General features: G+C 62.7%; 20 protein-coding genes and 1 riboswitch. Of the genes, 6 read left to right on the forward strand and 14 right to left on the reverse strand.

Features of this window, described 5'->3' with window-relative positions:
* Positions 1-2 precede the first annotated feature (2 nt).
* Both HKK54_RS23395 and HKK54_RS23400 read right to left on the reverse strand, forming a co-directional pair.
* Positions 3-1,394 carry an alginate export family protein gene (locus HKK54_RS23395; protein ID WP_169387996.1) on the reverse strand — a complete coding sequence of 464 codons (1,392 nt, stop codon included), beginning with the start codon at positions 1,392-1,394 and terminating at the stop codon, positions 3-5.
* Positions 1,391-2,287, reverse strand: coding sequence for a glyoxalase (locus HKK54_RS23400; RefSeq protein ID WP_169387997.1), 897 nt, complete (start codon positions 2,285-2,287; stop codon positions 1,391-1,393). Before HKK54_RS23400 ends, HKK54_RS23395 begins: the two co-directional genes overlap by 4 nt.
* Before the next feature lie 149 nt (positions 2,288-2,436).
* Between HKK54_RS23400 and HKK54_RS23405 the strand changes: the two genes are divergently transcribed.
* Complete coding sequence (locus HKK54_RS23405) at positions 2,437-3,504, forward strand: NAD(P)-dependent alcohol dehydrogenase (protein ID WP_169387998.1); 1,068 nt, start codon at positions 2,437-2,439, stop codon at positions 3,502-3,504.
* Between the two features lie 136 nt (positions 3,505-3,640).
* Here HKK54_RS23405 and mntP read toward each other — a convergent pair whose 3' ends face one another.
* The 9 genes from mntP to HKK54_RS23450 all read right to left on the reverse strand — a co-directional run bounded on the left by mntP (position 3,641) and on the right by HKK54_RS23450 (position 12,003).
* Positions 3,641-4,204: a manganese efflux pump MntP gene (mntP, locus tag HKK54_RS23410; RefSeq protein ID WP_169387999.1), complete on the reverse strand. Its 564-nt coding sequence runs from the start codon at positions 4,202-4,204 to the stop codon at positions 3,641-3,643.
* Between the two features lie 5 nt (positions 4,205-4,209).
* Positions 4,210-4,382, reverse strand: a riboswitch (yybP-ykoY riboswitch).
* Between the two features lie 40 nt (positions 4,383-4,422).
* Positions 4,423-5,373 carry an oligopeptide/dipeptide ABC transporter ATP-binding protein gene (locus tag HKK54_RS23415; protein WP_169388000.1) on the reverse strand — a complete coding sequence of 317 codons (951 nt, stop codon included), beginning with the start codon at positions 5,371-5,373 and terminating at the stop codon, positions 4,423-4,425.
* A complete protein-coding gene (locus HKK54_RS23420) occupies positions 5,370-6,365 on the reverse strand; it encodes an ABC transporter ATP-binding protein (RefSeq protein WP_010173499.1) in 996 nt (331 codons plus the stop codon). The genes HKK54_RS23415 and HKK54_RS23420 overlap by 4 nt, the downstream gene beginning before the upstream one ends.
* Positions 6,362-7,261: a D,D-dipeptide ABC transporter permease gene (gene ddpC, locus HKK54_RS23425; protein ID WP_010173497.1), complete on the reverse strand. Its 900-nt coding sequence runs from the start codon at positions 7,259-7,261 to the stop codon at positions 6,362-6,364. The genes HKK54_RS23420 and ddpC overlap by 4 nt, the downstream gene beginning before the upstream one ends.
* A 1-nt stretch (position 7,262) precedes the next feature.
* Entirely contained in the window at positions 7,263-8,279 is a 1,017-nt protein-coding gene (locus HKK54_RS23430) for an ABC transporter permease (RefSeq protein WP_008431420.1), read from the reverse strand.
* A gap of 188 nt (positions 8,280-8,467) precedes the next feature.
* Positions 8,468-10,018 (reverse strand): ABC transporter substrate-binding protein, encoded by a 1,551-nt coding sequence (locus tag HKK54_RS23435; protein ID WP_010173493.1) that lies wholly within the window; start codon positions 10,016-10,018, stop codon positions 8,468-8,470.
* Positions 10,019-10,136: 118 nt separating this feature from the next.
* Positions 10,137-10,679 (reverse strand): D-alanyl-D-alanine dipeptidase, encoded by a 543-nt coding sequence (gene ddpX / locus HKK54_RS23440; RefSeq protein WP_169388001.1) that lies wholly within the window; start codon positions 10,677-10,679, stop codon positions 10,137-10,139.
* 21 nt (positions 10,680-10,700) lie between these two features.
* Positions 10,701-11,555 carry a MurR/RpiR family transcriptional regulator gene (locus HKK54_RS23445; RefSeq protein ID WP_010173489.1) on the reverse strand — a complete coding sequence of 285 codons (855 nt, stop codon included), beginning with the start codon at positions 11,553-11,555 and terminating at the stop codon, positions 10,701-10,703.
* Positions 11,556-11,691: 136 nt separating this feature from the next.
* Complete coding sequence (locus HKK54_RS23450; protein ID WP_010173486.1) at positions 11,692-12,003, reverse strand: hypothetical protein; 312 nt, start codon at positions 12,001-12,003, stop codon at positions 11,692-11,694.
* A 162-nt stretch (positions 12,004-12,165) separates the two neighbouring features.
* Here HKK54_RS23450 and HKK54_RS23455 point away from each other — a divergent pair, with 162 nt between their 5' ends.
* Genes HKK54_RS23455 through HKK54_RS23465 form a run of 3 tightly spaced genes read left to right on the forward strand, consistent with a single transcriptional unit; the run spans position 12,166 to position 14,347 of the window.
* A complete protein-coding gene (locus tag HKK54_RS23455; protein ID WP_050543216.1) occupies positions 12,166-12,840 on the forward strand; it encodes a secretin and TonB N-terminal domain-containing protein in 675 nt (224 codons plus the stop codon).
* Positions 12,837-13,382, forward strand: coding sequence for an RNA polymerase sigma factor (locus tag HKK54_RS23460; protein WP_169388002.1), 546 nt, complete (start codon positions 12,837-12,839; stop codon positions 13,380-13,382). Before HKK54_RS23455 ends, HKK54_RS23460 begins: the two co-directional genes overlap by 4 nt.
* A gap of 38 nt (positions 13,383-13,420) precedes the next feature.
* The gene (locus HKK54_RS23465) at positions 13,421-14,347 is read left to right on the forward strand and encodes a FecR family protein (RefSeq protein WP_010173480.1); all 927 of its coding nucleotides are present in this window, start codon (positions 13,421-13,423) and stop codon (positions 14,345-14,347) included.
* 850 nt (positions 14,348-15,197) lie between these two features.
* On the opposite strand, the gene HKK54_RS23470 is transcribed toward HKK54_RS23465, so the two are convergent.
* Complete coding sequence (locus tag HKK54_RS23470) at positions 15,198-15,794, reverse strand: type II secretion system protein GspJ (protein WP_169388003.1); 597 nt, start codon at positions 15,792-15,794, stop codon at positions 15,198-15,200.
* Positions 15,787-16,239: a type II secretion system minor pseudopilin GspH gene (gene gspH, locus HKK54_RS23475; protein WP_169388004.1), complete on the reverse strand. Its 453-nt coding sequence runs from the start codon at positions 16,237-16,239 to the stop codon at positions 15,787-15,789. Before gspH ends, HKK54_RS23470 begins: the two co-directional genes overlap by 8 nt.
* Before the next feature lie 85 nt (positions 16,240-16,324).
* On the opposite strand from gspH, the gene HKK54_RS23480 reads away from it, so the two are divergent.
* Positions 16,325-16,756 carry a type II secretion system protein N gene (locus HKK54_RS23480; protein ID WP_010173463.1) on the forward strand — a complete coding sequence of 144 codons (432 nt, stop codon included), beginning with the start codon at positions 16,325-16,327 and terminating at the stop codon, positions 16,754-16,756.
* On the opposite strand, the gene gspI is transcribed toward HKK54_RS23480, so the two are convergent.
* On the reverse strand, positions 16,743-17,141 hold the full coding sequence (gene gspI / locus HKK54_RS23485) for a type II secretion system minor pseudopilin GspI (RefSeq protein WP_169388005.1): 399 nt from the start codon (positions 17,139-17,141) through the stop codon (positions 16,743-16,745). The two genes, HKK54_RS23480 and gspI, sit on opposite strands and share 14 nt — an antisense overlap.
* 148 nt (positions 17,142-17,289) lie before the next feature.
* On the opposite strand from gspI, the gene gspG reads away from it, so the two are divergent.
* Positions 17,290-17,727, forward strand: a complete 438-nt coding sequence (gspG, locus tag HKK54_RS23490) for a type II secretion system major pseudopilin GspG (RefSeq protein WP_010173458.1) — start codon at positions 17,290-17,292, stop codon at positions 17,725-17,727.
* Positions 17,728-17,731: the final 4 nt, after the last annotated feature.

Consider the following 17,731-nt stretch of genomic DNA (forward strand, 5'->3'; position numbering starts at 1 on the left):
GTTTACCAACTGAACTTGAGTTCGACCCCCAGGTAATTGCTGTCATGCCCGCCCGCATCCTGCAGCGTCTGGCCGACCGCGTAGTGCACGGCCTCGACGGCGCCGGTGAGGTTGGGGGTAAACCCATAGTCGGTGCGGACTTGCGCATAGGCGCCGGTCCAGCGCTCACCCTGGCCTGCGGTTCCCGCAACGGGGAGGTTTGGCTGAGTGTAGACCGCGTCTGCGGTGGTTTGCCGCCAAAGCAGGCCGACGGCAGTCTGCACGCTCAGCTTGGCGATGGGCTTGACGGTGATCGACGGTTTGACGTGAATCAGGTTGCTGTAGCCCGTATAACCCGCCAGGGAAAAGTAGTAACCATTGGGAAACAGCGGGTTGAACGTGCCGATTGTGCCGTCCCCGGCGTGGCGATCGCCCGAGGCAATATCCATTTGCAGCCCCAGACGCGGTGCCCAGGCCAGGTTGTCGAAGGTGTAGCCCACGCGGCTGCCGCCGCCCCAGGCGCGAATATCCTTGTGGCCCACCGAGCCCCCTTGCAGCATGGCTTCAATGTCCCAGTCGAAGCCCAGGGCCGCGCCGCCCAGCCGCGCGTCGAACAGCTGGCGTTTCTCATCGCCGTCGCCGTCCAGGTAGTGGGCATCGCTGCGTTCATACACCCCGTAATAGGCTGACAGCTCATTCTTGCCACCCACCAGTCGCTCGACCCGCAGCATGTGAAACTGCGCGTCAGCGTTGGATTTATCGTCGAAGTGCCGCTCATCCTGGTATTGCACCGGGTGGCTGGCGATCCCGATAAAACGCCAGTTCGAGGTTTCCCAGTCGGCCCACAGCGCATCAAAGGACTGGCGCACATTCGGCCCGTCCCGTGACGAGATGAAGCGCTGCAAGTCGAAGGCAAAGTCTTGCCGGCCGATGCGCGCCTTGAACGTGCCGGCACGGAAGGTGTTGATGTACTCGGCAAAAGCCAGGCGCAGGTCGACACGGTTCTGGTCGGCGCCACCGATTGAGGTTTTGTCATAGGCCCGCGCGTCCTCCAGCTGGGTAAACACCCGCCAGTTTTCGTTCAGGTGCAGGTCGGCATGCACCTGGAACCGCTGGATCAGGTACCGGTCGCGGGCCACGTTCTTCACACCGAAACCGCCGGCGTCGTTCATCTCGAAGCGCTCCCGCAAGGTCGCACCCAGGGACAGGTAAGTGAACGGGTTCGCATCGGACAGCGAGATGTACTTGAGGTTATCCAGCGGCTGCGTACGCAGCGCCGGGTCTTTGAGCACCGACCAGTCTTCCTGCCAGCGGTTGGCCTTGATCGTCGGGCGCGTCGGTTGATCGTCGGCGTGGACGCCGGCGGCCAGCAGTGGCCACAGCACCGCGAGGCCCCAGCCTGTGCCGCGGATCATTTTGCCCCGCTGAGCTGGTGAATCTCCGCGACGTAACCGCCCGGGAATTCCACCAGCGCGCTGCGCCGGCCCTTACTGTCAAACGCCGGGACCAGCACCTTGGCACCGGAGCCAGTGGCTTTGCCCAGGGTGTCGGTCAGGTCGGCCACCTGGTAGCCGGTGGTTTCATGGCCGAAGGGGTAGGGCAGTTGGCCGTTGGTGACCAGCACCGCCATGCGTCCGAACGGCGACTCGATGTCGACACGGCGGTAGTTGCCACTGGCTTGCCCGATATCCACGGCGGGCGCGTGCTTGTCATCCGCCAGGACCTTGCCGTGGGAAAATCCGAGGAACGCCTTGATAAAGGTGTCGGCGCGATCACCCGAGACATATACCCGGTTTTCCGGAACCGTCTGGAACGCCGCATAGTCCGGCGTTTTGGTGTGCCAATAGAGCTGCATATTCACGCCTCCCGGCCATTGAATCACCGCATCACGGCCGATAGGGTCGGGAAAATCACTGACGATCACTGCCGCGCCGTTTTCCCGGGCGGCCTTCAGGGCAACGTCCATGTCCTTGACCAGGTAGCCGTTACGCTCCTGACCAAATGGATGCGGGACAGGCGTGGTGAAGCCGAACAATGACACGGTGCCCGCCGGCGTCTGCAGCAGTTGCGAGGTGGTGCTGCTGGGCACTGGCAGTACATTCACCACCACCTGGGGCGTGCTTTTGCCACCGAACGTGGCGAGAAAACTCTGGGCAAAGCGGTCCACGTCGGCCGGGGCGACATAGACGTGGCTGGTGTCGTATTGCGGTGCCACGGCCACATTCGGGGTTGCGGCAAACGCATTGCCCGTCATCTGTGCGGCCAACAGCGTCAAGGCCAGGGATATCGTCGTCACTTTCTTGCACATGCCCACTCTCCAGCACTTTTCAGCGTGATCGAAAAGTCGCCAGCTTAGGGGCCTGTCTGTCGGGCGGATTGTATGGACGTGCTCGGTTGAACGGTTCAGCGTCTGTGCGGGTCCACTGATTTCAACGTCTGAACACACAGGTGAACGAAATGGCCAAGACTTACAGCTACGCCGCTCGTGACTCCAAGGATTCACTCAAACCCTTCACATTCGAGCGTCGCGCCCCCGGGGCCGATGACGTGCAGATGGACATCCTCTACTGCGGCGTCTGCCACTCGGACCTGCACACCGTACGCAACGAATGGAACAACACCCTGTACCCGTCGGTGCCGGGCCATGAAATCGTTGGCCGGGTGACCGCAGTGGGCGACAACGTGAGCAAATTCAAGGTAGGCGACCTGGCCGGTGTCGGCTGCATGGTCGACAGCTGCCAGCAGTGCGAATCCTGCGCCGAGGGCGAGGAGCAGTACTGCGAAAACGGTTTCACCGGCACCTACAACGGCCCGGCGTTTGGCGGCGAAAACACCTTCGGCGGCTATTCCGACAATATCGTGGTCAAGGAGAAGTTCGTCCTGCGCATCTCCCATGACGAGAGCAACCTCGCGGCAGTCGCGCCCTTGCTGTGCGCCGGCATCACCACCTATTCGCCGCTGCATCACTGGAACGTCGGGCCGGGCAAGCGCGTCGGCGTCGTTGGCCTGGGTGGCCTGGGGCATATGGCGGTGAAAATCGCCCACGCCATGGGCGCCTACGTGGTGCTGTTCACCACCTCGCCGAACAAGCGCGAAGACGGCCTGCGCCTGGGCGCTGATGAAGTGGTGGTGTCGAAGAACCCGGATGAAATGGCCAAGGTCGCCAACTCCCTGGACTTCATCCTCAACACTGTGGCCGCGTCCCACAACCTGGATGCGTTCCTCAACCTGCTCAAGCGCGACGGCACCATGACCCTGGTGGGCGCGCCGGACAGCCCGCACCCGTCACCGACGGTATTCAACCTGATCTTCAAGCGCCGCAGCCTGGCCGGGTCGTTGATCGGTGGCATCCAGGAAACCCAGGACATGCTGGATTTCTGCGCCAAACACGGGATTGTCTCGGACATCGAAATGATCGACATCCAGAACATCAATGAAGCCTACGAGCGCATGCTCAAGGGCGATGTGAAGTATCGGTTCGTGATCGACATCGACAGCCTGAAGAAAGAAAAACACGCGGCCTGAGGTACGCTCGATAAGTTGCAGCAGATTCAGTGTGGGAGCTGGCTTGCCTGCGATGGCGATGTATCAGTCGATATCATTGTTGACTGACACTCCGTTATCGCAGGCAAGCCAGCTCCCACATTTTTGTATGCGTTGATCAGGCCGACAGGTGCTCATACAAAATCGTCGCACCCACCAGCATCAACACCACGCCGCCGACCATCTCGGCGCGCTTGCCCACCACCGTGCCCAGCACCCGGCCGAGCATCATGCCGAGGGTCACCATGGTCATCGTCGCCAGACCGATAGCCGCGGCGGCCACCAGGATATTCACGTCGACAAACGCCAGGCCCACGCCCACGGCCAGGGCATCAATGCTGGTGGCAAACGCCGTCACGGCAAGGATCATGAAGGAGTGCTGGCTCGGTTTCTCTTCCTCTGGATCATCGGCCTTCAAACCGTTGTAGATCATGTGCAGGCCCAGGCCGACCAGCAGGGTGAAGGCGATCCAGTGGTCCCAGTTTTGCACCCAGCGGGTGGCGGCGTGGCCGATGGCCCAGCCGATAATCGGCGTGATGGCTTCAATCACACCAAAGATCAGGCCGGCCCGCAGGGCTTCGGTCAAGCGTGGTTTGTGCAGGCTGGAGCCTTTGCCGATGGCCGCCGCAAAGGCGTCCGTGGACATGGCAAGGGCGAGAAGGATCAGGGAAATGGGGTTCACGGCAAGATTTCCAGTCGGGCTATATGAGTCAACGACACAACCACACGCCCGACTTCAGGCATGGATGTGTCGCTGGTCTCACCAACCAAAATGGTGTTCGCACCACGGCATGTTGCCGAGAATGTTGATACGAACGCTTCGAGAATCCGAAGCAGGCTACTCCCCAACGAGGTGGCGGATCATAGCCTTGGCCATATGAAAATTTTGTTAACGGATGATCACGGGTGCTCCAGATGGCACCGCACCTGCTGGCTCATGCCCCCCGTCAACCGCTGCGGCCGCTCACACCCTTTGGTGCGCCTCGGGCAGCGGTCGAGAAAGAAACACCCGGCCGGCAATACGCGGTTCCCCGGCAGCTCCGTCGGCGCGCTGACGTAAGCATCATCCAGCGCCACCCCAAGCTTGGGCACCGCCTCCAATAGCAATTGGGTATACGGATGCTTCGGCTGTTCCAGCACCTGCTCGGCACACCCCAGTTCCACAATCTGCCCCAGGTACATCACCGCCACCCGGTCGGCCATGTGCCGCACCACCGAGACGTTGTGGGAGATCAGGATATAGGTCAGCCCCAGCCGGCGTTGCAGCTCGGCCAGCAGGTTGAGGATTTGCGCCTGCACCGAGATGTCCAGCGCCGAGGTGGGTTCGTCCAGCACCAGGATGCTCGGGTTGGAAGCGAGTGCGCGGGCGATGGCGATGCGTTGCCGTTGGCCACCGGAGAACTGGTGCGGGTAGCGGTCCAGGTATTCGGCGCGGATGCCCACTTGGGCAGCGACTTTGGCAGCGATGGTGCGCATTTCGCTCTTGGGCGTGTCACCGAGGGCGAACAGCGGTTCGGTGATGATTTTCCAGATGGGCAGCCGTGGGTCGAGGGACGATTGCGGGTCCTGGAACACGATCTGCACGTGGCGGTGACGTTCCCGGGCGCTTTCGTAGACCCAGTCGACTTCGCCGTCGCTGGGCTTGACCAGGCCCATCAACAGTTGGGCGAGGGTGCTTTTGCCGCAGCCGGATTCGCCGACAATGCCCAGGGTTTCCCCACGGCGCACTTGCAGGTCGATGCCATTGAGGGCATGGGCGTAACCGCGCGGGCGACCCAGCCAGTCGGTTTTTACCGGGAACTTGACCCGTACATCTCGCAGGGCCAGCAGTGAATCCTGGGACACTGTCATTGCACCGACTCCCCGGCAGTCAGCCAGCACGCGCTTTTGCGGGTGCCGACAGGGTTGATCAGATCCAGGCGCGGGCGCTCGATGCATTGGCTCATGGCCTGTGGGCAACGTTCGCGGAAGGTGCAGCCTGAGGGCAGGGCGGCGAGGTTGGGCACCTGGCCGGGGATGGTCAGCAGGTCGTCACCGGGTTTCACCTGTTCCGGCAAACCGCTGAGCAGGCCCTGGGTGTAGGGGTGGCGCGGGTCGCTCATGACCTGGGCGGTGGGGCCTTCTTCCACCACGGCGCCGGTGTACATCACGTACACCCGGTCGCAGAACTGCGAGACCACGGCCATGTCGTGGGTGATCAGCAAAATCGCGGTGCCGCGTTCCCGGGCTTTTTCCCGCAGCAGCAACAGCACCTGGCGTTGCACGGTGACGTCGAGGGCAGTGGTGGGTTCGTCGGCGATCAGCAACTGCGGGTCGCAGGAAAACGCCAGGGCGATCATCACCCGCTGGCGCATGCCGCCGGAGAGTTCGAAGGGGTAGCTGTCGAGCACCTGTTCGGGGTCGGCGATGTGCATGTCCCGCAGCAGGGCGATGGCCTTGGCGCGGGCGTCGGCCTTGCTCAGGCGCTGGTGATGGATGATCACGTCGAGCATCTGCCGGCCGATGCGCCGGGTCGGGTTCAACGCGGTCATCGGCTCCTGGAAGATCATTGCCGCGTCACGCCCGCGAATCTGCAACAGCTCTTTCTCGCTGGCAGCCAGCATGTCGCGGCCCAGCATCTGCAAGCTGCCGGCGGTGATGCGGTAACTGCGCTCCGGCAGCAGGCGCAGGCTGAGCATCGCGGTCACGGATTTGCCGGAGCCGGACTCACCTACCACGCCGACGACTTCGCCGGGGTTGACGTGCAACGACACGCCGTTGAGCGCCTGCACATTATTACGGTAAGCCGGAAATTCCAGGCTCAGGTTGTCGATGGCAAGGACTGCCGAACTGGACATGGTCATTTCCCCTGTTGCCGTGGGTCGAGCAGGTCACGAACACCGTCACCCAGCAGGTTGAAACCGGTGGCGGTGACCAGGATCGCCAGCCCCGGAAAGGTCGAGTACCACCAGTTGTCGAGGATGAAATTGCGCCCGGTGGCAACCATCGCCCCCCATTCGGCGGTGGGCTGTTGCGCACCGAGGCCGATGAAACCCAGGGCCGAGGCCATCAGGATCGCGCTGCCGATGTCCAGGCTCAGTTGCACCAGCAACGGTGGCATCGCATTGCGGCCCACGTGCCACGACACGATGTGCCAGCGCCCGGCGCCGAAGGTCTGGGACGCCTTGACGTAGCCCATCTGGCGAATGCTCAGGGCCTGGCCACGGGCCAGGCGCACGTAGAACGGAATGCGCACCACGGTGATCGCCAGCATCGCGTTGAACAGACTCGGGCCCAGTGCCGCGGCCAGGGCCATGATCAGCACCAGGGACGGCACCGACAGCATGATGTCCATCAGGCGCATGATCAGGCTGTCGAAACGCCCGCCGATAATCCCCGACAGGCAGCCCAACAGGCCACCCACCAGGCAGGATGAAAACGCCACGAACAGCCCGACGCCCACCGATTGGCGGCTGCCGTACAGCACCCGGCTGAACAGGTCGCGGCCGACTTCATCGGTGCCAAACCAGTGTTCAGCCGAGGGCTCGGCGAGACGTTGGGCCAGGTTCAGGGCGTTGGGGTCATGGCTGGCCAGCCAGGGGGCGAACGCCATGCAGATCAGCACGATCAGGGTGATGGTCAGGCCGGCAATGGTCAGCGGGCTGCGGCGTATTTGATACCCCAGGTATTCCAGTCGCGCGCGCCAGGTGGGGCGCTGCTCCAGGGGCACCGGTACGGGCATGGTCACGGGAGCGGTCATCTCAATTCACCTCGCCGATGCGCGGGTCGACCACGCGGTAGAGCAGGTCGATCAGCATGTTGAGCAGTACATAAATAAACGACACCAGGATCGCGAAGCCCATCACTGCCGGGAAGTCCAGGGACTGGATCGACTTGACCACATAGGCGCCCATGCCCGGCCAGGCGAACACGGTTTCGGTGAGCACCGCGCCGTAGAGCAGGTCGCCGAGGGTCAGGCCGAGCACGGTGATCGACGGGATCAGCGCGTTGGGCAAGGCGTGGCGCAGGATGACGGCCCAGCGCGACAAACCATAGGCGCGGGCGGTGCGGATGTAGTCTTCGCCCAACTGGTCGAGCATCGCCGAGCGGATCTGCCGGGCGACCACGCCGAGGTTGACGAAACCCAGGGTCACGGCGGGCAGGATCAGGTGCTCCAGCGCATTCAGGAACAGCGGGATATCGCCGGCCAGCAGCGAGTCGATCAGGTAGAAACCGGTAATCGTGCGCGGAGGTTCGAGGCCTTCGTCCAGCCGACCGCTGCCGGGCAGCCAGCCGAGTTGGCCGTAGAACAACACGATCAAACCCAGGCCGAGCCAGAAGGCCGGGGTGGAAATGCCGGTGACCGCCAGCGTTCGGGCGATCTGGTCGATGGCGCGGTTGTGATACACCGCTGACAGCACGCCCAGCGGCACGCCCACCAGCACCGAGAGCAGCAGGGCGGCCACCGCCAGTTCGAGGGTCGCGGGGAAGAAGGCTTTCAGGTCTTCCAGCACCGGGCGGCTGGTGCGGATCGAGGTGCCGAGGTCGCCGTGTAGCAGGTCGCTCATGTAGCGGCCATATTGCTGATACAGCGGCAGGTCGAGGCCGAGTTGATGGCGGATGTTCTCGACAATGGCGTCGCTGGCCCGGTCGCCGGCAATCAGGCGCGCCGGGTCACCCGGGATCAGGTGGGAGATGCAGAAAGTAATCAGCGAAACGCCGACGACGACCAAAATCAGGCCGAACAGGCGTTTGCGCAACATATTCAGGAAGGCCATGGGTACCTCATTGTGGCGAGGGGGCTTGTCCCCCGTTGGGCTGCGAAGCAGCCCCCAGCAAGATCAGTGCATTTTCCCGGCCAATAACCCGGTGGCGAACTTAGGGCTGCTGCGCAGCCCAACGGGGGACAAGCCCCCTCGCCACAACAGCGGTCGTACCACAGGGTGTATTGGCGCCGGAGCGGTATTTACTTGCTGATCTCAGCCACGTTAAACACCTGCTCCAGCATCGGATGGAACACATAACCCTTCACCGAATCACGCATCGGCAAGGTGTAGTTCTTCTGGTACAGGTAGGCGTACACGCTGTCCTTGAGCACAATCTTCTGTGCTTCCTGGTACAACTCGGTGCGTTTGGCCGTGTCGTTGTTGGCCGCTGCATCGCGGATCAGTTTGTCCACCACCGGGTTGCTGTAGAACGAACGGTTGCCCGGCAGCCCTTGCAGGGAGGAGTCGAACCAGAAGTTCATGTACATGTAGGGGTCGGAGAAGTCCGGTGCCCACGAGCCGATCGACACATCGAAGTCACCCTTGCCCAGGCGCTCGCGCATGGTGGCGTTGGCCAGTTTTTCCATCTTCAGGTTGATCCCCAGCGGCGCCAGGCTGGCTTGCAGGGTCAGGCCGATGGATTCCCAGTCAGGGTCCTTGTCGGAGTACATGTAGTTCAGGTTGGTGATTTTTTGCGGGAGTTTCTTCAGGTTGGCGCCGGCGCCGTCCAGGTCCTGTTTCATCATGGGCAGGCTTGGGTCGTTGGCCCACATGCCGGCGGGAATCGGCCCGTTCATCAGCTTGGCCTGGCCTTTGAGGATGCCGTCGACGATGCCTTTGTAGTCCACCGCATCAACGATCGCCTGGCGGGCGTTCTGGTTGTTCAGCGGGGCTTTCTGGTTGTTCAGGTACAGGTAGGTCACCCGCAGTGACGGGAATTCCTTGATCACTACGTCTTTCTTTTTGGCCAGGTTGGTCAGTTGGTCCTGGGGCATGTCTTCGGCGATGTCCAGGTCACCGCGTTCCAGTTGCAGGCGGCGCACCGAGGCTTCGCTGATGATCTTGATCACCACCTTGTTCAGCGCGGGCTTGGTGCCGGCGTAATAGGTGTTGGGCTCCAGGGTCAGGCTCTGGCCCTTCTGCCAGTTGGTCAGGCGAAACGCACCGGAGCCGGCGGTGTGGGTGGAAAGGTAGGCGTTGACGTCACCCTGTTTCACCACGTCCGGGTTGATGATGCCGGCGCCGTTGTGGGCGAGGGTGTAGAGGAAGGGCGCATAGGGTTTGGTCAGGGTGAAACGCACGGTCAGTGGGTCGACCACCGTGACCTTCATGTCATCCGGGAACGCGCCGGACGGGCCTTGCTTGAGCTGCATCACGCGGTCGAAGGAGAACTTCACCGCATTGGCATCAACGTCGGCGCCGTCATCGAACTTGTTGCCGGGCTTGAGCTTGAAGTCCCACACCAGGCCGTCGGCGGAGGTGGTCCAGCTGTCGGCGAGGTCGCCCTTGACCTCGGTGCTGCCCTTGCCGTTTTCGACTTTGTAGGCCACCAGTTTCTGGTACGCCGGGTATGTCACCGCCCAATCGTTATTGTCGATGGTGACGGCCGGGTCGAGGGTTTGCGGGTCGGCGGCCTTGCCGATCATCAGGGTGTCTTTGGGGGCGGCGGCACTTGCCGATTGCCACGCGCCCAGGCTCAGGGCGGCGCACAGCAGGGAGAGTGCGAGGGTCTTGCGGTTGCTTGGGGTCATGCCGGTTTCCTTGATTATTTAGAGGAAAAAGCGGGTTGGTTTTTTTTTATGAAATCTATAACCGGGCAGTTGGAGCTAAAGGGTGCAGCTAATTATTGTGATGGTACGTTCCCTGGGGTCAGTGCGACTCCTCAATTAATGGGAAAAGTTCGGCATCCGGCAATTCGTAATGCCACCACTCGGTGGCAATCGCCTTGAAGCCGGCACCGAGCATGATCCCCAACAGCAGCAGGCGATTGCGCTGCACCTGTGGGGGCAGGTCGGGGTAGAACTGGTGGGACTTGGGTTCCATGGCATCGAATGCCGTGCCCATGTCCAGCGGGGTACCGTGTTCATCAAGCAGCGTCAGGTCGACGGCCACGCCACGGGTGTGGTGCGAACCCAGGCGCGGGTCGCGCACGTAGTCCGGGTTGGGCAGGGCTTGCCACAGCAGTTGCTGGGCGTAGGCGGGGCGATAGGCGTCGTAGATCAGCAAGGTCATGCCGGCCTGGCGTGCGAGTTCGCTGGCCTTGCGCAGGCAGGCGGCCGCTTCGGTGTGCAGCAGGCAACGGGCGTTGCGGTAGATCACGGTGCCTGCCAGGTTGTCGGCACTGGCGTAGATCAGGTCGACCTGTACCGGGTACTCCGGTGGGGCGATTTCTACCAATGGGCTGGTATTCACTCAAGCATTTCCTTTCAAGGGTCAGGATTCGAACTGGCCGAAGGCCTGTTGCAGGGCGCGGTTTTTCGCCAGGCGGGCATCCAGGCGCTCGCCGTATCGGTCGGCGACGGCAGACACCATCAGGTTGAACAGGCACGTCAGCGGCGCCATGGAGTCCCAGAACTGGCCGACGTCGGTTTTCAGTTGCAGCAGGTCCAGGTCGTAGTCCCGGGCCCAGGGGCATTGCAAGTCGGTGATCAGCGCCAGGGGCAGGCCATGGGCATTCGCGGTCTCGCAGAACGTGGGCGTGATGCTGGAATAGGCGCGAAAATCGGCGGTAATGGCGTAGGGTTTTTCAAAGCCGGAGTTCAGGGTCTCGGCGTAGATCCCCGACAGGCCGTCGACGTAATAGACCTTGGGCCGAATGTATTCCAAGTGGCTGTGGAACGCATTGAGGATGCCTCGGGTGGACTGGACACCGAGGATAAACACCGCGTCGGCGTCCACGATATGCTGCACGATGTCGGCAAACGCCTGGCTGCGGGCCAGGCCGTAGACGTGCTGGATGGCTTCGATCTCGCGGTTGAGCGAGCGGTCGAGGGCGTCTTCCTGGTCATTCTCCTGGCGAAAGGCGCCGAGGCGGTCGGTGATCAGCCAGGACGCTTGCGGGTCGCCACGCAGGCCTTGTTTCACATCATCGAGGTTGCGATAGCCCAGGGTGCGCAGAAAACGGCCCACCGAAATCCCGGTGGTGCCGGCTTGCTGGGCGATGCTGTCGGCGGTTTCGAACGGTAGTTGCTGCAGGTTGCCCAGCAGGTAGGTAGCGATGCGCTTGCCGGTGGGGGTCAGCGTCGGGAACTGCTGTTCCAGCGTGCGCTGGAAGCTGTTTTTATCCATGACACTCTCGCGGCTACCGGTCATTGATGTTACTCGAATGTCGTATTTTTAATTTCTGTTAGAAACATAACATCGGCTGTCGCGATAACACAATGGCTTTTTTTCGAGCGGGTACACAGGGGGGGACAAGCGGCGATCAAGGCCGCTGGGGTTTCACCGAAGTACCAAAGGTATTGCCCATGCGCACGCTGGTCGCCGCCGGTGTGGAAAGCCCGATCTGGTTCGGCTTGCGCTTTTCGATGGGCACTTGTTGCGCCTCCTGGTTCTTCTGCGTCGCCTTGGCGGCATCCGGGTTGTTGCCCATCTGCTGGCTCAGGCAGCCGTAGTCCGGCGCCTTGTAGCCATCCACATTGACCTCGGCGCAGCCACCGGGCTTGCCTTCGGCGTGGGCCGCCAACGGCAGGGCTGCACACAGCAACAGGCTGGCGAGGGTTGGGAACAGGTTCATCAGTGCCTCCTGGCGGGCCCTGGGAAATGGGCCGGTATGGCGCAAAAGTGTAGTGCAGCGGGCTGCCCGTCACCGTGATGTTTTTTTTGCTGGCACCGTAACATCAGGTTCATAAACTGGCCTCAGGATGACGGTTTTGTAGGCTATGTCGGACGTGTTGCGATGCTGAGCAGGAGCGCTTGGAGGCACGCGGGCTGCTGCCTGGCCCTGCTATGGGGCCTGGCGTCGAGCGTGCGGGCCGACGTGATCCTGGACCTGCCTGCGCAGACGCTGGACAGCGCCCTCCAAGCGTTCAGCCATGCCACCGGCATGGCGGTGCTGGTGGATCGCGAACTGACCCGGGGCCGGCGTTCCATCGGCGTGCATGGCCGCTACAGCGCGCAGCAAGCCCTGAGCCTGCTGCTGACAGGGAGTGGCTTGATGGCGCGATATGCCCGCAGTGATGCGTTCACCCTGCAAGTCCCCGAGGTCAGCCAGCCGGCAGCGACCCGAGGAAGGAAGGCGGCGAACGCGGCACGGATCAACAACAGCTACGCCACGGCCTTGCAGCAGGCGATCGAGCGCAGTCTGTGCCGGTCGCCGCTGACCCGTCCCGGCAGTTTCCGGGCGCTGGTGCAGGTGTGGGTCAACGGTGACGGGGTGATCGAACACAGCCGCCTGGTCAGCTCCACCGGTGACCTGCAGCGTGATGAAGCGCTGGTCCTGGGCCTCGGTTCCACCCGGGTCGAACGCCCGGCGCCGAGTTCACTGCGCTTGCCGGTGACCTTACTTTTGATGCCCGACTCAACAGGAACACGCATGGAATGCACAGCAGGGGAAGGAGTTTCCGGGGCATGAAAGACACCGGCCACAGCACGATGGTCAGCCTGTTCCTGGCGTCCTACGAGGACTTCAAGGTACGCCTGCGCAAGCGCCTCGGGTCAGAAGACCTGGCCAACGACGTGCTGCACGAAACCTACCTGCGGGTCGACCGCATGGACGTGCCGCCGAACCTGGCGCAACCCAATGCGTACCTGTACCGCATGGCCTTGAACATCGCCGCCGACCGTCGCCAGGCAGATGCCCGGTTGCTGACCGGCAGCGAAGTCGAAGAACTGTTGCAGACGGTGGATGAAGCCCAGGACCCGTCGCGGGTGGTGGGCGGCCAGCGCGAAATCCAGTCCCTGCTCAAAGCCCTCTACGAACTGCCGGCGCGGCGGCGCCATATCCTCATCGCCGCGCGCCTGGAAGAGGCGCCGCACCTGGAAATCTCCAAGCGTTTCGGGATTTCCACGCGCATGGTTGAAAAGGAAATCAAGGCCGGGTTGGGGCATTGCGCACAGCGCCTTGAAAGAAAAGTGATCCAGCGGTTCGGTCCCGGGGCCGGAAAACCGTCTTAGTGATTGAGTCCCTGAAAAATCCGTGAGTACCTGCGCGCTTGAACATTTTTAACCTCTCCACTGCCCGGGATACGCCAGACAGCCCCCTGCACAACGAAGCGCGTGACTGGCTGGTGCTGCTGACCTCGGGTCGGGCCACCGTCGCCGATGCGAAGGCCTTGCGCCTGTGGTGCGCCCAGAGCCCGGAACATGCCCGGGCGTTCGAGCAGGCCAAGGTGGTGTGGCAGCACTTGGCACCGGCCGCCGAGCAGTTTTCCCGGCCACGGCATTTTGGGCGCCGCGCGTTTTTGGGCGGCGCGATTGCGGCGTCGGCGGCGGTATTTATGGTGCGGTTTACCGTGCCGGGCGGGTTTGCCGGGTTGACGGCGGATTACCGCACGGAGGTCGGTGAGCAGCGGCGGGTGGAGTTGAATGACGGTGTTCGGCTGGAGCTCAATACCCAGACGCGGATCAGTCGGCGTGATGACGGGATTGAGTTGTTGGAGGGGGAGGTTGAGGTGCTGGCCAATGTGGCGATGCCGCTTCGGGTTCAGGCGGGTGGTGGGTGGTTGAGTACGGCGCAGGCGCGGTTCAATGTGCGTAATACGGATCACAGTGTGTGTGTGACGTGCATTGACGGCGCGGTGGCGGTGGCGGTGGGTGGGCGTACGGTTCGGCTTGAAAGCGGGCGGCAGGTGACGTATGACGCTGGCGGTGTGGGTGAGCCGGTGGCGGTGGATGCGCAGGCGGTGGTGGCCTGGCGGGAGCAGGTATTGGTGTTTGATAACGCGACCCTGGCGACGGTGGTGGATGAGATTAATCGCTATCGGCCGGGGATGTTGTTGTTGATGAATGCTGAGCTGGGCAAGCGGCGGGTGCAGGCGCGGTTTAGTTTGCATCAGTTGGCGGGGGTGGCGTTGTTGATTCGCGATGCGTATGGGGCCAAGTGTACGGAGTTGCCTGGCGGTGTCGTTTTGTTGAGTTAGATCGGTGTGTATATCCGTTATTTGGGTAACGGCTGCTATGGGTTCCGCTCTTACAGCGGGTCACTTTGGAAAAGCCCCAAAGTAACCAAAGGGCTCTGCCCCGCCTGTCGGCACCTCGCCTAGGCTCGGTGTTCCCTCACTCCGGCATTGCTCCGCGGGCCGCCGCGACGGGGCGTCCCTGCCCCGTCGCGGCTAAACCGGCGTCCTGCCGGTTTACCCGCTCCTCAATCCCTGCGTTCGGCCTCGGGCTTATTGGGGCAGTCAGAGCCAGATCAAGATCGAAAGCAAGAGCACAGCGGCCTACAGGCCGGCTTGAGTGGTAGAAGCCAGATCAAAAGCCAAAGCGAAAGCCAAAGCTGAAACTGCTGCAGGTCTGCTTTTCTGTGGGAGCTGGCTTGCCTGCGATGCAGACACCTCAGTTTTTCAGGTACACCGAGGCGATGCTATCGCAGGCAAGCCAGCTCCCACATTCGACCGTGCCCTGCTTTAGATCTTGATTTTGCTTTTGCTCCACACCACTCAAGCCGGCCTGTAGGCCGCTGTGTTCTTGATCTGCTTTTGATCTTGATCTTAGGCGCCCCGTTAAACCACGCTGGCCGAACGCAGGTAGTACGGAGCGGGTAAACCGGCAGGACGCCGGTTTAGCCGCGACGGGGCAGGGACGCCCCGTCGCGGCGGCCCGCGGAGTAGTACCGGAGTGAGGGAACACCGAGCCTAGGCGAGGTGCCGAGTGGTGGGGCAAGAGCCTTTTGGTTACTTTTGGGCTCCTTTCAAAAGTGACCCGCTGTAAGAGCGGAACCCATCGAAGCCATCACTCAAATAACGGATATGTACACCACCCAGAAAAGCCCTACCGCAAGGGCCCCAAAACCTGCCGATACCGCTCCACCCCCTGGCCCGTCTCCCGCACCAAAACCACCTCGATCCCTTGCGGATCCTCCTGCCGATTCCCGCTCAGTTGCCGCCACCCCTTATCCCAAACGCGGACCTGCAAATCCCTGACCTGCCCAAGCACCGCCACCGCATCCCGGGGCGCAGGCAGTGGATACCGATCCCGCGCCGGTGCCGCCGCCCGGTACAGTGTGTCGCCCTTGAGCCACCACCGCACCCGCTGCAACCCGTCCCCAGGAATCGGAGCACTGCGGATCACCTCCAGCCGAAACCCCTTGCTGTCCGAACTCCTCACCGACACCGCCGCCAACGCCCCAGGCCTGGGCGCCTCGTCGACAATCGGCGGCCTCAACTCAACCCCCGCCCGCAAGCTCACATCCAGCTGCATCTGGTTCAACGCCCGTAACAGCCCCTCAACCTGCTCGCTGCTGGCCTGCAAATGCTGATCAGCCCGGGTGACGCTGTCCAGCCCGCGCCAGGCAATCACGCTGACCACCGCCATCAGCATGATCGCCACCATCACCTCGATCAGCGTAAAACCCTTTTGATCATTCATGCGCCACCACCCGCAACAACCCTGCCGCATCCCGTTGCACACTCAGGCTGTGCTGCCCATCCGACAGCACCACCCGTACCGGCGGGTTCACCCATTCGGCATCCAGCACCAGGGTTTTCCCCGGCTCGATACGCACCTGCATCGGCGTGTTGTCCCAGGCCCGTGGACGCAGTTGCTGATCACCGCTGAAGTTCTCCAGTCCCAGACCGTCATCCGTAACGCGGCTGAAGCGAAACCCCTTGGCATCGGCCTTCCAGGTAATCACCCGACCATCGGCACGTGCCTCGGCCTGGGCCACCTGCAGCAGTTGGCTCAACCGTTCAGCATCCTTGCGCAGCAGGTGCAGCGGGTCCGGCTTGATGCTCAGGCTGATGGCCGCACTGGCGATGCCGATGATCACCAGCACCACCATCAGCTCGATCAACGTGAAGCCCTGCTGTTTCATTTTTTGCTCCCTGACGGACCGCTGAAATAAAAAGGTGTGAATTGCCCTGTAGCCTGAAGCAACGGACAAACAGGAGGTCCCGCCCATGGCATTCACCCATCGTTTTTCACCCGCCCACGGCGTGCAGGCTGTGGCGCTGCTGGCAGCGCTGGCGGGGGTGGCGACCTGGACGCCGCTGCTGCTCACCTCGGCCGAGTCGCACACCCCGCAGGCCGCGCCCCAGGCGTTGGCTGCCCGCAGCGACAACCCGGCGCTGCAATGGTTTTCCAATACCCCGGCGGTCATGCAGATCAAGGTCTCCGGTGTGCTTGCCGGGGCGCGTGGCGCGGTGGCGATCCTCAGCCTCAACGACGGCCCGCCCCGCAGCTTTCTGTTGGGGGAACGCTTAAGCCCCGGCGTGCGCCTGACGGCCATTGAAGGCGACAGCGTGGAGATCGAACGTGGCGCCGAGAAAATCCGCGTGCCCCTCGACAAGTTGCCCGACGGCCCGGCCTTGCCCAGCCTCACTCGGCAGTGACCGCGCGCTTCACGGGCGGGCGCCCCAGCACCGTCTCCAGGCGTGCCAGGGGCGGCGCTTCACGGGTGGCGTCCAGCACGTGCACGCTGACCTGGAACAGGCGCCCATCCGGCCCGTTGCTGATGGTCTGTTCGCAACGCAGTTTCAGCCGGCCCTGGTCGCAGTCGAACGTCTTGCGCCCCGAGCTCAACCGACCTTCCAGGCGCAGTTCCGCCAGGCGACTCTGGGCCGCCAGCAACGCCATGGATTTGTCCCGCAGCAGGCCGTTGCTGGTGGTCATCAGCCCGGCCACGCGCACGGCAGCGGCCATGGCCACGGCGATGATCGCCAGGGCCACCAACACTTCAATCAGGGTGAAACCTTGCTCGTTGCGGGGGTCGCCCATGGCGTACTCAAAACCGGGAAACAAGCCCGCAGACTAGCCCCGGGAGTTGACCGATTGGCGACCAAAGCTCCCGAGGATTTTCAACGTGACTGACATGTGTTCTTGCAACACTGCGCCACGAAATGCACTCAAGCCAAGGAATGTCGAGATGGATATCGCACACTTCACGTCCCCGCGCAGGCAGCGCGGTTTCACCCTGATCGAGATCATGGTGGTCGTGGTGATTCTGGGGATTCTGGCGGCGCTGGTGGTGCCCAAAGTGCTCGACCGCCCGGACCAGGCACGGGCCACGGCGGCCAAACAGGACATTGGCGGGCTGATGCAGGCCCTGAAACTCTACCGCCTCGACCATGGCTCGTACCCCAGCATGAACCAGGGCCTGAAGGTGCTGGTGGAGCGCCCGGCCGATGCGAAAAACAGCAACTGGCGCGCCTACCTCGAACGCCTGCCCAACGACCCATGGGGCAACCCGTATCACTACCTCAACCCGGGGGCCAACGGCGAGGTGGATGTGTTCTCCCTCGGCGCCGACGGGAAACCGGATGGCGACGGCGTGAACGCCGATATCGGCTCCTGGCAGCTGTAAGGCC

Source organism: Pseudomonas sp. ADAK13 (assembly GCF_012935715.1).
Taxonomy (GTDB): Bacteria; Pseudomonadota; Gammaproteobacteria; order Pseudomonadales; family Pseudomonadaceae; genus Aquipseudomonas.

What these genes read in the sequence shown, in the direction of transcription:
- HKK54_RS23445 (WP_010173489.1), bottom strand. Translation starts at nt 11,555, where the DNA reads ATGGATAAAAACAGCTTCCAGCGCACGCTGGAACAGCAGTTCCCGACG.
- ddpC (WP_010173497.1), bottom strand. Translation starts at nt 7,261, where the DNA reads ATGACCGCTCCCGTGACCATGCCCGTACCGGTGCCCCTGGAGCAGCGC.
- HKK54_RS23470 (WP_169388003.1), bottom strand. Translation starts at nt 15,794, where the DNA reads ATGAATGATCAAAAGGGTTTTACGCTGATCGAGGTGATGGTGGCGATC.
- HKK54_RS23395 (WP_169387996.1), bottom strand. Translation starts at nt 1,394, where the DNA reads ATGATCCGCGGCACAGGCTGGGGCCTCGCGGTGCTGTGGCCACTGCTG.
- HKK54_RS23480 (WP_010173463.1), top strand. Translation starts at nt 16,325, where the DNA reads ATGGCATTCACCCATCGTTTTTCACCCGCCCACGGCGTGCAGGCTGTG.
- HKK54_RS23450 (WP_010173486.1), bottom strand. Translation starts at nt 12,003, where the DNA reads ATGAACCTGTTCCCAACCCTCGCCAGCCTGTTGCTGTGTGCAGCCCTG.
- HKK54_RS23415 (WP_169388000.1), bottom strand. Translation starts at nt 5,373, where the DNA reads ATGACAGTGTCCCAGGATTCACTGCTGGCCCTGCGAGATGTACGGGTC.
- gspH (WP_169388004.1), bottom strand. Translation starts at nt 16,239, where the DNA reads ATGAAACAGCAGGGCTTCACGTTGATCGAGCTGATGGTGGTGCTGGTG.
- HKK54_RS23430 (WP_008431420.1), bottom strand. Translation starts at nt 8,279, where the DNA reads ATGGCCTTCCTGAATATGTTGCGCAAACGCCTGTTCGGCCTGATTTTG.
- HKK54_RS23400 (WP_169387997.1), bottom strand. Translation starts at nt 2,287, where the DNA reads ATGTGCAAGAAAGTGACGACGATATCCCTGGCCTTGACGCTGTTGGCC.
- gspG (WP_010173458.1), top strand. Translation starts at nt 17,290, where the DNA reads ATGGATATCGCACACTTCACGTCCCCGCGCAGGCAGCGCGGTTTCACC.
- HKK54_RS23455 (WP_050543216.1), top strand. Translation starts at nt 12,166, where the DNA reads ATGCTGAGCAGGAGCGCTTGGAGGCACGCGGGCTGCTGCCTGGCCCTG.
- HKK54_RS23405 (WP_169387998.1), top strand. Translation starts at nt 2,437, where the DNA reads ATGGCCAAGACTTACAGCTACGCCGCTCGTGACTCCAAGGATTCACTC.
- HKK54_RS23420 (WP_010173499.1), bottom strand. Translation starts at nt 6,365, where the DNA reads ATGACCATGTCCAGTTCGGCAGTCCTTGCCATCGACAACCTGAGCCTG.
- HKK54_RS23460 (WP_169388002.1), top strand. Translation starts at nt 12,837, where the DNA reads ATGAAAGACACCGGCCACAGCACGATGGTCAGCCTGTTCCTGGCGTCC.
- gspI (WP_169388005.1), bottom strand. Translation starts at nt 17,141, where the DNA reads ATGGGCGACCCCCGCAACGAGCAAGGTTTCACCCTGATTGAAGTGTTG.
- HKK54_RS23435 (WP_010173493.1), bottom strand. Translation starts at nt 10,018, where the DNA reads ATGACCCCAAGCAACCGCAAGACCCTCGCACTCTCCCTGCTGTGCGCC.